This window comes from Sphingomonas sp. PvP018 (genome assembly GCF_017876865.1).
Classification (GTDB): Bacteria; Pseudomonadota; Alphaproteobacteria; order Sphingomonadales; family Sphingomonadaceae; genus Sphingomonas; species Sphingomonas aerolata.
The window spans coordinates 3,807,795-3,822,223 of record NZ_JAGIOU010000001.1 but is presented as its reverse complement, the minus strand read 5'-3'; the positions used below and the strand labels follow the sequence as shown (position 1 = coordinate 3,822,223).

The 14,429-nt window shown below is 68.7% G+C and carries 14 protein-coding genes; 9 read left to right on the top strand and 5 right to left on the bottom strand.

Going from position 1 to position 14,429, the window contains the following annotated elements:
- Positions 1 to 46: 46 nt before the first annotated feature.
- The 3 genes from dnaA to mutM all read right to left on the bottom strand — a co-directional run bounded on the left by dnaA (position 47) and on the right by mutM (position 3,155).
- The gene (gene dnaA / locus J3A66_RS17230; protein WP_348634071.1) at positions 47 to 1,507 is read right to left on the bottom strand and encodes a chromosomal replication initiator protein DnaA; all 1,461 of its coding nucleotides are present in this window, start codon (positions 1,505 to 1,507) and stop codon (positions 47 to 49) included.
- 461 nt (positions 1,508 to 1,968) lie between these two features.
- Entirely contained in the window at positions 1,969 to 2,232 is a 264-nt protein-coding gene (gene rpsT, locus J3A66_RS17225; RefSeq protein WP_031394736.1) for a 30S ribosomal protein S20, read from the bottom strand.
- Between the two features lie 107 nt (positions 2,233 to 2,339).
- Positions 2,340 to 3,155: a bifunctional DNA-formamidopyrimidine glycosylase/DNA-(apurinic or apyrimidinic site) lyase gene (gene mutM / locus J3A66_RS17220; RefSeq protein WP_209570169.1), complete on the bottom strand. Its 816-nt coding sequence runs from the start codon at positions 3,153 to 3,155 to the stop codon at positions 2,340 to 2,342.
- 56 nt (positions 3,156 to 3,211) lie between these two features.
- Here mutM and J3A66_RS17215 point away from each other — a divergent pair, with 56 nt between their 5' ends.
- From J3A66_RS17215 to moeB, 7 genes are all read left to right on the top strand, one after another.
- Positions 3,212 to 3,991 carry a class I SAM-dependent methyltransferase gene (locus J3A66_RS17215; RefSeq protein ID WP_166748407.1) on the top strand — a complete coding sequence of 260 codons (780 nt, stop codon included), beginning with the start codon at positions 3,212 to 3,214 and terminating at the stop codon, positions 3,989 to 3,991.
- A 238-nt stretch (positions 3,992 to 4,229) separates the two neighbouring features.
- Positions 4,230 to 5,762: a 2-polyprenylphenol 6-hydroxylase gene (ubiB, locus tag J3A66_RS17210; RefSeq protein ID WP_107929524.1), complete on the top strand. Its 1,533-nt coding sequence runs from the start codon at positions 4,230 to 4,232 to the stop codon at positions 5,760 to 5,762.
- A 13-nt stretch (positions 5,763 to 5,775) separates the two neighbouring features.
- Complete coding sequence (locus J3A66_RS17205; protein ID WP_209570168.1) at positions 5,776 to 6,897, top strand: hypothetical protein; 1,122 nt, start codon at positions 5,776 to 5,778, stop codon at positions 6,895 to 6,897.
- A gap of 10 nt (positions 6,898 to 6,907) precedes the next feature.
- Complete coding sequence (gene coaBC, locus J3A66_RS17200; protein WP_209570165.1) at positions 6,908 to 8,101, top strand: bifunctional phosphopantothenoylcysteine decarboxylase/phosphopantothenate--cysteine ligase CoaBC; 1,194 nt, start codon at positions 6,908 to 6,910, stop codon at positions 8,099 to 8,101.
- A gap of 10 nt (positions 8,102 to 8,111) precedes the next feature.
- Positions 8,112 to 8,552 (top strand): dUTP diphosphatase, encoded by a 441-nt coding sequence (dut, locus tag J3A66_RS17195; protein ID WP_209570164.1) that lies wholly within the window; start codon positions 8,112 to 8,114, stop codon positions 8,550 to 8,552.
- The gene (locus J3A66_RS17190) at positions 8,549 to 9,064 is read left to right on the top strand and encodes a hypothetical protein (RefSeq protein ID WP_209570162.1); all 516 of its coding nucleotides are present in this window, start codon (positions 8,549 to 8,551) and stop codon (positions 9,062 to 9,064) included. Before dut ends, J3A66_RS17190 begins: the two co-directional genes overlap by 4 nt.
- Complete coding sequence (gene moeB, locus J3A66_RS17185) at positions 9,061 to 9,816, top strand: molybdopterin-synthase adenylyltransferase MoeB (RefSeq protein WP_209570160.1); 756 nt, start codon at positions 9,061 to 9,063, stop codon at positions 9,814 to 9,816. Before J3A66_RS17190 ends, moeB begins: the two co-directional genes overlap by 4 nt.
- A 58-nt stretch (positions 9,817 to 9,874) precedes the next feature.
- Here the strand turns inward: moeB and galU are convergent, their stop codons facing one another.
- Positions 9,875 to 10,744, bottom strand: a complete 870-nt coding sequence (gene galU, locus J3A66_RS17180; protein WP_209570158.1) for a UTP--glucose-1-phosphate uridylyltransferase GalU — start codon at positions 10,742 to 10,744, stop codon at positions 9,875 to 9,877.
- A 124-nt stretch (positions 10,745 to 10,868) separates the two neighbouring features.
- On the opposite strand from galU, the gene wecB reads away from it, so the two are divergent.
- Complete coding sequence (gene wecB / locus J3A66_RS17175; RefSeq protein WP_209570154.1) at positions 10,869 to 12,020, top strand: UDP-N-acetylglucosamine 2-epimerase (non-hydrolyzing); 1,152 nt, start codon at positions 10,869 to 10,871, stop codon at positions 12,018 to 12,020.
- Between the two features lie 12 nt (positions 12,021 to 12,032).
- Entirely contained in the window at positions 12,033 to 13,328 is a 1,296-nt protein-coding gene (gene wecC, locus J3A66_RS17170) for a UDP-N-acetyl-D-mannosamine dehydrogenase (RefSeq protein WP_209570152.1), read from the top strand.
- Here wecC and J3A66_RS17165 read toward each other — a convergent pair.
- Positions 13,325 to 14,413 carry a M48 family metallopeptidase gene (locus J3A66_RS17165; protein ID WP_209570150.1) on the bottom strand — a complete coding sequence of 363 codons (1,089 nt, stop codon included), beginning with the start codon at positions 14,411 to 14,413 and terminating at the stop codon, positions 13,325 to 13,327. The two genes, wecC and J3A66_RS17165, sit on opposite strands and share 4 nt — an antisense overlap.
- Between the last annotated feature and the right edge of the window lie 16 nt (positions 14,414 to 14,429).

Genomic DNA, 14,429 nt, shown 5'->3' with positions numbered 1-14,429 from the left:
GACCCCGACGCCCCCTCCCGTCATCGGGATGAGGGGCGCGAGGGCCTCAGCCCTCCAGTTCGCGCATCAGCACACGGACCGCGGCGTCGATGTCGCGGTCCTGGTCGCGGAGTTCGGTGATCTTGCGGACCGCGTGGATCACCGTCGAGTGATCGCGGCCGCCGAACTTGCGTCCGATCTCGGGCAGCGACCGCGTCGTCAGGCGCTTGGCGAGATACATTGCGATCTGCCGCGGCCGCGCGACCGCACGCGCGCGGCGTGCCGAGATCATGTCGAGCGGCTTGAGCTCGAAATGCGCCGTCACCAGCTTCTGGATCTCGTCGATCGTCACGCGCTTCTGCGCGCCGCGCAGCACTTCGCCGAGCGTCGCGATCGCGAACTCGAGGTCGATCGTCTCGCCGGTCAGCTGCGCATAGGCGATGACGCGGTTGAGCGCGCCCTCGAGCTCGCGGATATTGGCGTGGATCCGGCTGGCGATCAGGTCGAGCACGTCGGTCGGTACGCGCAGGTCGGGCAGGTCGACGAGCTTGCGGTCGAGGATCGTCCGGCGCAGCAGCAGGTCGGGCGCCTTGATGTCCGCGACCAGCCCGACCGCCATGCGGCTGATGATCCGCGATTCGACACCCTCGAGCGCCTGCGGGCAGCGATCGGCGGAGATCACCAGCCGCTTGCCGGCGGTCATGATCTCGTTGATCGTGTGGAAGAATTCCTCCTGCGTCGCGTCCTTGCCGGCAATGAACTGGAGATCGTCGATCAGCAGCAGGTCGGCGCCGCGCAGCCGGCGCTTGAACGCATGCGTGTCGCGCGCGCGCATCGCCGCGACGAAATCATACATGAACCGCTCGGCCGACATGCACAGCACGACCGCGTGCGGGTTGGCGGCGAGGAACGTGTGGCCGATCGCATGCATCAGATGCGTCTTGCCCTGCCCCGTGTTGCTGTGGAGGAACAGCGGGCTGAACCGTACGGGTCCGGGCTCGGCGAGCACCTTGGCGGCGTTGAACGCGACCTTGTTCGACGCATCGACGACGAAGCGATCGAACGTATAGCGCGGATCGAGCGGCGGGCGCTCGGGGATGACCGTGTCGTAGGCCGGTACGGGCTGTGCCGCGGGGGCGGGGGCGGGCTTCAGCGACGGGTCGACGCCGAATTTGACCGGGACCTGAGCGGGTTCCACGGCCGCGGCTGCGGTGTCGCGGTCCAGGGTCTCCGCGGGGGTCGGCATCACCAGCAGCACCGGCTTCGGGCCGGGCCTGCGCGTCTCGATCTGGACGGTGCGGACCTGCGGCAGGATCTGCCGGAATTCGAGCGCGAGCCGGTCCGCATAATGGTTGCGGACCCAGTTGGTCATGAAGGCGGACGGCAAGGCGAGGCGGATCGACTCCTCGTCGTCGCTCGGGATCAGCTCGATCGGCTTCAGCCACTGCTCGAACAGGCGCGCGCCGGCAGACTCGCGCAGGGACGAGCGCACGCGATCCCAGGCCTTTTCGGCCTCCGAAGCGTGCACGGTCGATCCTTGCCAATTCGTCACGCGCACACTTCTCCGACCCCGCGCGACAGCCGCGCTGGTGATATAGTCCCGACAGAAAATGATCCCCCGTGACGACCCATAGGGTCGCCCGGCATCTTCGCCCTGTTGCTTGCGCAGTGGTGATTCACGTCCGTGATTCACCGCCGCCGTTCGCTCAGTTATGAAGCGATCGGCGAGTCTAGCAAGGCCCGAGCACGTCACATTTTCGAAATAAAGCGGGTTGACTTGATCAAGCCCCGGAAATGCGTCGATATTTTTATAAGTGGCTGTGTTTGGCCAATTTTTACGATTTCGGAGCCGGTGCGGCATGATCCGGCGTCACTCGAATCGCGGGGAATCCGTGGGTTGCGCGAGCGCGCCTTCCGTTCCCTTTGCAGACGCAAAAAACCCGCCGGGAAGATCCCGGCGGGCAATCCGCTCCGGCAATGTCGGGTCGCTTAGGCGAGCCCGGTCACGGCCTTGGTCAGACGCGCGAACTTGCGGCTCGCGGTGTTCTTGTGCAGCACGCCCTTGGCGACGCCACGCTGCAGCTCAGGCTGTGCCGCGGCCAGTGCGGTGGTCGCTGCGCCCTTGTCGCCCGAAGCCAGTGCGGCTTCGACCTTCTTGATGAAGGTACGGATACGGCCAACGCGGTTGCCGTTCACTTCCGCGCGACGGTCGTTGCGACGGATACGCTTTTTCGCCTGCGGCGTGTTCGCCATGAAGCCCTCTGGATGTTCGAATGATAAAAAGGGGCGCCGGATTGCTCCTACGCCCTCTCGAAGCGCGGCTCCTACCCACTCCGCACCGAATCGTCAACCGCGTTCCGTCATGCCTTTTGGCAACGCGCACACCAGAAGGTCGAACGCCCGCCCTCCGTCCTGCGGCGGACCAGCGCGCCGCACGCACAGGGCTCGCCCTCGCGACCATAGACGCGCCATTGTTTCGAGAAATAGCCGAGCTCGCCGTCGGGTCGCGCATAGTCGCGCAGACTCGATCCGCCCGCGAGGATCGCGGCGGTCAGCACCGCGCGGATCGCCTCGACCAGCCGCTCGAGTCGCGGCAGCGCGATCCGCCCCGCCGCCCGGCTCGGCGCGATCTTCGCCATGTGCAGCGCCTCGCACACATAGATGTTGCCGAGGCCTGCGACGATCCGCTGGTCGAGCAGCATCGCCTTGATCGACGCGCCCCGCCCTTCGAGCGCCGCGAGGAGATAGGCCGCGGTCAGATCGGGGCCGAGCGGTTCGGGCCCCATGGCGAGGAACGGCGGATATTGCGCGATCGCGTCGCTGGACCAGAGATCGAGAAAGCCGAAGCGCCGCGGGTCGTTGAGCGCGACCGTCCGACCTGCCGCGGTGCCGATGAGCAGATGGTCGTGCGGCAGGATCGCGCTGGGATCCACCCGCCAGCGTCCCGACATGCCGAGATGGAAGACGAGCGTATCGCCGCGATCGGTGTCGATCAGGCCGTATTTGGCGCGCCGCGACAGCCGCGTGACGGTCGCGCCGGTCATGCGCTGCCGCAGGTCGACGGGAATCGCCTTGCGCAGGTCCGCACGGCGCGGTTCGACCGAGGCCAGGCGCTGGCCGAGCAGCACGGGTTCGAGCCCGCGCACGGTGGTTTCGACTTCGGGAAGTTCTGGCACGTTTTCCAGCTAGGTTGCGTTTGCCCGCGCCACAAGGCGCCGCTAGAGCACGGAGCATGAATGACATCGCGCCCGCCCCCGCTCTCATCCCCGACACCGCCCCGAAGGCCGACACCGTCTCGTTCGGTTACGAGGACATTCCCGCCACCGAGAAGACCGCGCGCGTCGGCGGCGTGTTTTCGAACGTCGCGAGCAAATATGACCTGATGAACGACGCGATGTCGGGCGGCATGCACCGGCTGTGGAAGGACCGCTTCGTGCGCCGCGTGAAGCCGCGCGAGGGCGAGCAGATTCTCGACATGGCGGGCGGCACCGGCGACATCGCGTTCCGCATGGAGCCGTCGGGCGCGTCGATCACGGTTGCGGACATCAATCCGCAGATGCTCGAAGTCGGCATGGAACGCGCGCACAAGCGCGGGCTCGACGGGCTGGTCTGGACCGAGGCGAATGCTGAGACGCTGGCCTTCCCCGACAGGTTCTTCGACGCGTACACGATCGCGTTCGGAATCCGGAACGTGACCGACATCCCCAAGGCGCTGCGCGAGGCACACCGCGTGCTGCGGCGCGGCGGGCGCTTCTATTGCCTCGAATTCTCGACCACCGTCTGGCCGGGCTTTGCCGAGGTGTACGATGCCTATTCGCACAAGATGGTCCCGAAGCTCGGGCAACTGCTCGCGCAGGATGCCGACAGCTATCGCTATCTGATCGAGTCGATCCGTCGGTTCCCGGACATGCCCAAGTTCAAGGGCATGATCGCGGATGCTGGTTTCGTGCAGACGAAGGTCGAGCCGCTACTGGGTGGGCTGGTTGCGATTCATTCGGGTTGGAAGATTTAGTGATCACGCGAAGGCGCGAAGGCGCGAAGAGGGGTTCACGCGGAGACGCGGAGACGCGGAGAGTCAGAGCCGCATTCGCGCGACAGCGCATAATCAACTCTTCGCCGATGATAAAAAGCCGCAGTCGCGGCAGGGTGCACACTCTCCGCGCCTCCGCGCCTCCGCGCGAACAAAATTTTTCTCTTCGCGCCTTCGCGCCTTTGCGTGAACAAATCTCGCTTTCTGCTGTGAACGGCCTGTGACCGCCTCGACCACCCATGTCTGGCGGCTTCTCAAATGGGGTCGCATTCTCGCCCGGCACGGCGCGCTGCGCGGGATCGAGCGGGATCCCAATACGCCGGCCGCGGTGCGTCGCCTCGCGCGGATCGCCCGGTTCGGTGCGCGCGTGCCGAAGGTGCCGCGCTATGCCGATGCGTTCCAGGCGATCGGCCCCGCCGCGATCAAGCTCGGCCAGACGCTTGCCACCCGCCCAGACCTGGTCGGCGAGGATGCCGCGCAGGATCTGCTGCGGCTGCAGGACCAGCTGTCGCCCGTCCCTTACGAGACGATCGAGGCGGCGATGCTGGCAAGTTTCGGCAAGCCGCTCGAAACGCTGTTCTCGCGGATCGAGCAGGTCCCGGTCGGTGCCGCGTCGATCGCGCAGGTCCACCGCGCGACGACCACCGATGGCCGCCAGGTCGCGGTCAAGGTGCTGCGCCCCGGCGTCGAGGATGATTTCGCGCGGGCGATCGACACCTATAGCTGGGCGGCGGCGCAGCTCGAGGCGTTGAGCCCCGAGGCGATGCGTCTGCGGCCGCGCCTGACGATCGAGACCTTCAAGCGCTGGACGCTGCGCGAGTTGAACTTCCGCCGCGAGGCCGCCTCGGCGTCCGAGCTCGCGGACGGCATGACCGCCGAGCCCGACTTCGTCATCCCCGCGATCGACTGGGCCCGATCGACCGCCAAGGTCATGACGATCGAGTGGATCAACGGCATCAAGCTGTCGGATCGTCCCGCGCTGGTCGCGGCCGGCTACGACCTGCCCGGCCTCGCGCAGACGCTGGTGCGTGCCTTCCTGCGCCAGGCGATCGCCGACGGGTTCTTCCACGCCGACATGCATCAGGGCAATCTGTTCGCGATGCCGGGCAACCGGATCGCGGCGATCGATTTCGGCATCATGGGCCGGATCGACCGGCGCGCCCGCGTCTGGCTCGCCGAGATCCTCTACGGGCTGATCACCGGCAACTATAAACGCGTCGCCGAGATCCATTTCGAGGCGGGCTATGTCCCCGCGCATCACGACGTCGCCGAATTCGCGACCGCCTTGCGCGCGGTCGGCGAGCCGATGCGCGGGTTGCCGGTCAAGGACATGTCGATCGGCATGATGCTCGACAGCCTGTTCTCGATCACGCGCGATTTCGACATGGTGACGCAGCCGCATTTGCTGCTGCTGCAGAAGACGATGGTGATGGTCGAGGGCGTGGCGACCAGCCTCGATCCCGACATCAACCTGTGGGAGAGCGCGGAGCCGTTCGTGCGCGACTGGATCCGCGGCGAACTCGGCCCCGAGGCGGCGATCGCCGACCGGATCATCGAGGACGTGCGCACGCTGACCCGGCTGCCCGAACTGGTCCGCCGGATCGAGGCGCATTACCCGGCACCCGGCGGCGCGCCACCGACGATGCCGCTGCGCGAGATCGAGGTCATCCGGATCGGCGGCGGCTGGCGCTATGGCCTCGTCGCGGTGATCGCGGCGATGGCCGGGGTTGCTGCCACGCTGGTCTTCGGATGAGCCTGCACGTCGGATGAGGACGCGGCGGGGCGCCCCCCTGTGGCTGGTCGGCCCGAGCCGGTTTGCCGGCCTGTCCCGGTCGCAGGCGCGGCTGGGGCTCGCGCTGTTCGCGATGCTGCTGCTCGCGTGCCTGACCGCGGTCAGCGCGCCCGGACCACGCCCGGGCGAGGCGGGCGTGGCGTCCGCGCCGTTGGGCCAGACCGAGCTGCTGCTCTATCAGAGCGTCGTCGCGAACGTGCGCAGCGGCACGCCCTATTATGTCGCGGCGGCAGAGGCGCACCGCGTCGCGCACGCCCCGCTCAAGCCCTATACGACGGTCCGCCTGCCGACGCTGGCGGTGGTGCAGGCCGCGATGCCGCCGCTGCTCGTCACCGCGCTGTTGCCGCTCCTCTGCATTGGCGCGATGGGCGCGTGGATCGTCCGGTTGCGCCCCGCGATGACCGGGCCGATCCCCGTGGGGATCGCGGGGCTGCTGATCCTGACGGGGCTCTACGTGCATCTCGAGCCGCCGCTGGTGGTCTTCCCCGAAGTCTGGGCGGGGGCTCTGATCGCGCTCTCGCTCGCCTTGCGGCGCCCCGGTGAGTGGATCCCCGCGGTCGCGCTCGGCCTGTCGGCAATGCTGATCCGCGAGACCGCGCTGATCTATGTCGTGATCATGGCGGTGATCGCCTGGATCGAGGGCGAGCGCCGCGAGGCCGCCGCATGGGTCGGCGCGACGCTCGTCTTCTTCGTCGCGCTCGCCGCGCATGCGCATGCGGTGACGCTGGTCACCGGTCCGCTCGACCGCAGCGCGCAGGGGCTGAGCGGTCTTGAGGGGTTCGGCTTCTATGTGCAGCTCGTGACGCTGTCGTCGGGCCTCGCGCTGCTGCCGGACTGGCTGGCGGCGGTCCTGATCGCGACCGCGCTGTTCGGGTGGCTGGCGTGGCGCGATCCTGCCGCCGTCCGTGCGCTCGCCACGCTGCTGGGCTATGCGGCGGTGATCGCGCTGGGCGTGCGCAGCGACGACTTCCCCTGGGCGCTGATCACCACCCCCGTCCTGCTGGTCGGGATCGTCTTCGCGGTCGATGGCCTGCGCGACATGATCATCGCAGCGCGCGATACACGACGGATTACGGTGACGCGCGTGATCCGCTAGGACTCGCGGCATGAAGCGTATTCTCCTGATCGTCGGGGGCGGCATCGCCGCCTACAAGGCGAGCGAACTCGTCCGCCTCCTGCGCAAGCGGGGCCATGCGGTCCGTTGCGTGCTGACCGAGGCGGGGCAGCAATTCGTCACGCCGATGACGCTCGCCGCACTCAGCGAGGACAAGGTCTACACCACCCTGTGGGACCTGAAGGACGAGGCGGAGATGGGACATATCCAGCTCAGCCGTCAGGCCGACCTGATCGTCGTTGCGCCCGCGACCGCGGACCTGATCGCGCGGATGGCGGGCGGGCTCGCCAACGACCTCGCGACGACGTTGCTGCTCGCGACCGACAAGCCGGTGCTCGCGGCGCCGGCGATGAACGTGCGGATGTGGCTGCACCCCGCGACGATGCGCAACGTCGCGCAGCTGCGTGCGGACGGCATCACCGTGATGGCGCCCGACGAGGGGCCGATGGCGTGCGGCGAATTCGGACCGGGGCGGCTGCCCGAGCCCGACCGGATCGCCGACGCGATCGATGCGGCGCTCGAGGCCGAGCCGCAGCGTCTCGCGGGCCGGCACATTCTCGTGACCGCAGGGCCGACGCACGAGCCGATCGACCCCGTCCGCTATATCGCCAACCGGTCGTCGGGGCGGCAGGGTTTCGCGATCGCGGGCGCGCTGGCGGCACTTGGCGCACGGGTGACGCTGGTGGCGGGGCCGGTGACGCTGCCGACCCCCGCCGGCGTAACGCGCATCGACGTCGAGACGGCGCGCGAGATGGCCGATGCGGTGGACCGCGCCCTGCCCGTCGATGCCGCGATCATGGTCGCAGCGGTCGCCGACTGGCACGTCGACGCCGCGGTGCAGAAGATCAAGAAGGGCGACGCGACGCCGACGCTCGCGCTGTCCGAGAACCCCGACATCCTCGCGACACTCGCGCGCAGCCCGCAGCGCCCTGCGCTGCTGATCGGCTTCGCGGCCGAGACCGAACGCGTCGTCGAGCATGCGACCGCCAAGCGCGCGCGCAAGGACGTCGACTGGATCGTCGCCAACGACGTGTCGGGCGACGTGATGGGCGGCGACAGCAACAGCGTCCACATCGTCACGAAGGACGGCGTCGAGAGCTGGCCGCGGCAGGGCAAGGATGCAGTCGCGGCGCAGCTGGCACGGCGCGTCGCCGATGCGCTGGAACACGCACAGCCGATGCGCTAAACCGCGCCGCATGACGATCCGTATAGACCTCAAGAGATTGCCGCATGGCGACGGCCTCCCCCTGCCCGCCTATGCAACCGCAGGTGCCGCGGGCATGGACGTGGTGGCGGCCGAGCCGCTGACGCTCGCACCGGGCGCCCGCGCGGCGGTCGCGACCGGCTTTGCGATCGCGATTCCCGAAGGCTACGAGGTGCAGGTGCGCCCGCGCTCGGGGCTGGCGCTCAAGCACGGCGTCACCTGCCTCAACACGCCCGGGACGATCGATTCGGACTATCGCGGCGAGGTGAAGGTCATCCTCGCCAATCTCGGCGATGCCCCCTTCGACATCGCCCGCGGCGACCGGATCGCGCAGCTCGTTCCCGCAGCGGTGGTGCGCGCGAGTATGGGCGAGGTCGAGACGCTCGACGACACGATGCGCGGGCATGGAGGATTCGGGTCGACCGGACGATGATCGCGCTGCTTCTTCTGGCAGCGTCGCTGAGCGCCGTGCAGGCCCCGGCCGCCGACGTGCAGACCGCACCGGCGCTGCCCGTGCCGCGAATCATCCCCCCGCCCGTCGTTCCGACCCTGCCCGCCGCGCCTACGCCGTCCGCGCCGCCGCAGGTGACGGGTGGCGTCCCGCTGCCGCCACAGGACTGGAGCGCGCTGCCGGTGTTGCGGCTGCGGCGCGCGGTTGCCCCGTCGCTGGATGCCAGCACGTTCGTCCAGCGCGAGGTGCTGGCCGGGCGGTGCGGCGGCGCTACGCGAACGCCGCAGGGCTGGGTCCTGAACCTCGACCTCGCACTGCTCGCCGCGGCGGATGGCCGGGTGCGGCGGGTCACGCCGCGCGCGATCGACTGCCCGACGGTCGAGCAGTTCGCCGCCGGCCTGCTGCTCGGCGCGGCGCGCAACAATGTCGATCTGCGCGGCGCCGCCACCGACAGCTGGTACCGCACGACGATGGTGTTCGCGTGGAAGGCATGACGCTCTCCGACGACGAACTCGCGCGCTATGCCCGGCACATCGTTCTTCGCGAGTTCGGCGGCACCGGTCAGCTGCGGCTCAAGGCCGCGACGGCGGTGGTGATCGGCGCCGGCGGCATCGGCTCGCCGGCGATCCAGTATCTCGCGGCCGCCGGGATCGGGCGCTTGGTGCTGATCGACGACGACGCGGTCGAGACGTCGAACCTGCAGCGTCAGACGATCTTCCGCACCGAAGACCAGGGTCTTGCCAAGGTCGAGGCCGCCGCCGCCGCGCTACGCCGGATCAATCCGAACGTCGCGGTCGACACGCACCGCCTGAGGGTCGACCAGGGCAATATCGGCGCGCTGATCGCGGGCGCGGACGTGGTGCTCGACGGCTGCGACAATTTCGCGACGCGGTTCGTCGTCGCCGATGCGGCGCATGCGGCGCGGATCCCGCTGGTCTCGGCCGCGGTCGGGCAGTTCGAAGGCCAGCTCGGCGTCTATCGCGGCTGGGAGCCGGACCGGCCCTGCTATCGCTGTTTCGTCGGCGAGAATCCCGAGCGTGCCGAGACGAGCTGTGCGGAGGACGGCATCCTGGGCCCCGTCACGGGCGTGGTCGGCAGCCTTGCCGCCCTGGAAGTGATCCGCGCGGTCGCGCCGTTCGGCGACGATGTGGCGGGCCAGCTGTTGCTGATCGACCTGCTGTCGCTCCGCTTCCGGACGATCCGGCTGCCCAAGGACCCCGGCTGCCCCTGCTGCGGCGGCGGCTGATCCGAAAACGAGCGGGGCGGATGGGCGAACCCCACCCGCCCCGCAACGTGCGGGCCGTTCAGCCCAGCAGCGTCTTGGCGAACGCGCGGACGACCGGACCGATATCGTCGCGTGCGAGCGCGAGCGCGAGATTGGCCTGGATGTAGCCCGCCTTGTCGCCGCAGTCGTAGCGCTGGCCATCGAAGGTGAAGCCGTGGAACGGCTGGTTGCCGATCAGCTGCGCCATCGCGTCGGTCAGCTGGATCTCGCCGCCGGCGCCCTTTTCCTGCCCTTCGAGGATGCGCATCACTTCGGGCTGGAGGATGTAGCGGCCCGGGATCATCAGGTTCGACGGCGAGGCGCCCTTGGCGGGCTTCTCGATCAGCGCGGTGACCTCGGTCAGGCGACCGTCGGTCGCGCCGGGCGAGATGATGCCGTATTTGTCGGTTTCCGAATCGGCGACCTCGAGCGCGCCGATGACGTTGCCGCCGACCTTGTTATACGCCTCGACCATCTGCTTCATGAAGCCGGGCTTGCCGACCATCAGCTCGTCGGGGAGCAGCACCGCGAACGGCTCGTCGCCGACGATCTCGCGCGCACACCAGACCGCATGGCCGAGCCCCAGCGGCTCCTGCTGACGGACATAGACGGGCGAGCCGGGCTGCTGGCGGATGCCGTCGAGCACGGTCAGCGACTTGCCGCGCGCGCGCATCGTCGCCTCGAGCTCGTAGGAAATGTCGAAATGATCCTCGAGCGCGCCCTTGCCGCGTCCGGTGACGAAGATGATCTGCTCGATCCCCGCTTCCAGCGCCTCTTCGACGGCATATTGGATCAGCGGCTTGTCGACGACGGTCAGCATCTCCTTGGGCATCGACTTGGTCGCCGGAAGGAATCGCGTGCCAAGCCCAGCAACGGGGAATACGGCCTTGCGCAGCGGTTTGATCGTCATTCAGTAGTCCCTTGTATCGTTGCGGGTGCAGATCGTTGCGGGTGCATAAAGCCGCCGAACGGACTCGGCAAATCAACTGCGGCGGTTAGCGCGTCATTAAAGACGTGGGGTGTAGGCGGGTTCCATGTCAAAAATACTCGTCATCTTCGGGACGCGCCCCGAAGCGATCAAACTCTTCCCGGTCATCCGGGCGTTGAAGACGCAGCCGGGGCTGGTCGTCAGGACCTGCGTGACCGCACAGCATCGCGGGCTGCTCGACCAGGTGCTCGCGATCGCGGGGCTGTCCCCCGATATCGATCTCGACCTGATGGAGCCGGGGCAGACGCTCGACCGGCTGACCGCGCGGCTGCTGGTCGGGCTGGGCGACGTGATGGACGCCGAGCAGCCCGACATGGTCGTCGTCCAGGGCGACACCGCGACCGCGATGACCGGCGCGCTGGCCGCCTATTACCGCAAGGTCCCGGTCGCGCATGTCGAGGCGGGGCTGCGCTCGGGCGACATCCATCATCCCTGGCCCGAGGAAGTGAACCGGCGGATCGTCGCGCCGATCGCCGCGCTCCACTTCGCGCCGACCCAAACTGCGGCGGACGCGTTGCTGCGCGAGAATATCGCCCCCTCGACGATCCACGTCACGGGCAACACGGTGATCGACGCGCTGCACTGGACCCATGCGCGGGTGGCGGCGGATCCGGCGCTCGGCGCCGCGCTCGACCCGGTCGTGGCGGATACTGCGGGCAAGCGGATCATCCTCGTCACGACGCACCGGCGCGAGAATTTCGGCGACGCGATGGCCGGGATCGCGCGGGCGATCGCGCGGATCGCGGCGCGCGATGACGTCGCGGTGGTCTTTCCCGTGCATCCCAACCCGAATGTCGTCTCGGTAATGGACCGCATTCTCGGCGATCAGCCCGATATCGCGCGGATCGCGCCGCTCGATTATCCGAGCTTCGTCCGCGCGCTGGGGCTTGCCGAGATCGTGCTGACCGATTCGGGCGGCGTGCAGGAGGAAGCGCCCGCGCTCGGCAAGCCGGTGCTGGTGATGCGCGAGACGACCGAGCGCCCCGAGGGCGTCGAGGCGGGTACCGCAAAGCTGGTCGGGACGTCGGAGGACCGCATCGTTTCCGAAATCTTCACGCTGCTCGACGACAAAGCCGCCTATTCCGCGATGGCGCGCGCGCACAATCCGTTCGGCGACGGCCACGCCGCAGCCCGGATCGCCGAAACCATCGCGCAGACCATGGCCCAGGCGGTCGCCAGCGCACCGGCCCATCGTTGAGGATCATCCGTCATGCTTTCCGATACTGAACTGAACGTCGTCGTCATGGGGCTTGGCTATATCGGCCTGCCCACTGCGGCGATCATCGCGCGGACCGGCGCGCGCGTGCTCGGCGTCGACGTGACCGAACGCGTCGTCGAGACGATCAATTCGGGGCGCGTGCATATCGAGGAGGTCGATCTCGACGGTCTGGTCTCGGGCGTGGTCGCGCGCGGCACGCTGCGCGCGGCGATGACGGTCGAGCCCGCCGACGTCTTCGTGATCGCGGTGCCGACCCCGTTCGACGCCGCGCATGCGCCCGACATCAGCTATGTCCTGGGTGCCGCGACGACGATCGCGCCGGTGCTGAAACCCGGCGATACCGTCATCCTCGAATCGACCTCGCCCGTCGGGACAACCGAGAAGGTCCGCGACCTGCTGGCGACCTTGCGGCCCGATCTGCGCGTGCCCGGGCGGACCCGGGACCAGGCCGATATTGCGATCGCCTATTGCCCCGAACGCGTGCTGCCGGGACGGATCCTGGTCGAGCTGATCGACAATGACCGCGTCATCGGCGGGATCACGCCGCGCTGTGCACGCAAGGCGCTGACCTTCTACCGCCGGTTCGTGCGCGGCGCGTGCGTCACGACGACCGCGCGCGCCGCGGAGATGACGAAGCTGACCGAGAATGCGTTTCGCGACGTCAACATCGCGTTCGCCAACGAGCTGTCGCTGATCGCCGACACGATGAACGTCGATGTCTGGGAGGTGATCCGGCTCGCCAATCGCCACCCGCGCGTCAACATCCTGCAGCCCGGACCCGGCGTCGGCGGGCATTGCATCGCGGTCGACCCCTGGTTTCTCGTCCATGCCGCGCCCGACCAGACGCCGCTGATCCGCACCGCGCGCGAGGTCAATGACGGCAAGACCGATCACGTCATCGCGCAGGTCGCCGCGATGATCGCGGCGGATCCGGCCGCGCCGGTCGCGTGCCTGGGCCTCGCGTTCAAGGCCAATATCGACGATTTCCGCGAGAGCCCGGCGATGAAGGTCGCGCTGGCGGTCGCGAATCGCTTCGGGGATCGCGTCCGGATCGTCGAGCCCTATGCCAGCACGCTGCCACCCGGCTTTGCCGGCACCGGTGCGACCCTGATCGACGTCGACACCGCGATCGCGACCTGCCCGATCATGGTCGTGCTGGTCGATCACGACGTCTTCCGCTCGATCCCGCTCGAGGAGCGCAGCGAGAAGACGGTGCTCGATACGCGCGGGATCTGGCCCGACCAGCCGCGCAGCCCCGCACAGCCGGCGGCGCGGATCGCCAACTAGCGAAGCGGCTGGGTCCGCAGCGCGAGGACGTCGGCGGGCAGGATCGGCCGTTCGGGGCGGCGGGCAATGTCCTGAACGACGGCGTCGAGCGCGGTCGCCCGTGCCTTGGACGAGGCGTGGGTGCGGCTGCGGAACAGGCCGCCGTCGATCGTGCCCCCCTTCTCGCGCCAGAATTGCGGCGCCGAGCGCGGATCATAGCCGGCATTGGCGAGCAGATAGACGCTGAGCCGGTCCGCCTCGTCCTCGGTCTGGCGGATCAGCCGGCCGTTGCGGCCGAGTTCCGCCATCAGCCCGCGGCTGATCTTCGCGGCGTCGAGCCGGTCGCGGTGGCGCAGGATGTTGTGCGCCAGCTCGTGCGCGACGATCACTGCGATCTCCGCGTCGCTATAGCCTTCGAAATATTTCTCGCCGATCTGAACGACCGCGCCGTCCGCGCTCGCATCGAGGCCGTTGCCGAGCAGGATCTCGAATCGCGAGCGGCACCCCGCCACGGCCGGGATCGAGACGCTGACCGCGCGCCCGTCGCGCAGGACCGTCATCGCGATCGGTGCGCCGGGCGGCTGCGCGGCGATCAGCGCCTCGGCGGCGTCGCGGTCGGCGGGGGTTTCCGCGGCGTCCGTCGCACCGATCCCGGGTTGCCGCTTGCCCGCGAGCAGCTGGATCGAATCGCCCGACCGGACGCCGGCGCGCGCGGCAGGCCCGTCGGCGACCACCGCCTCGACCCCCAGCCGCGTTTCGAACCCGAACACGCCGATCGCATTCGGCCTGGCCTCCGCACTATATTGGTTGAGCGCATGGATCGGCATGCCGATCTGCGGCTGAAGACGATCGCACAGCGCCGCATTGGCGGAGGTCAGCCGGTATCCGATCGTCGCAAGCCGCAGATCCGCGGCGCGCAACGCTTCGAAGAATGCCCTGGGCGGGGCCTCCGCGGGTGCCGCAGCCGGAGCGGCGATAGTGCCGGCGAGGGAGACGGAAACGGACGGCGGCGGAACCGCGGAGGCCGCACCAGCGCTTAGCAGGACTGCGGGCAGGAGACGCATGACGATCGACATGCGGCCCTGATAGACGGCTTTCAGCCGCACGCCATCCACCCTCGCG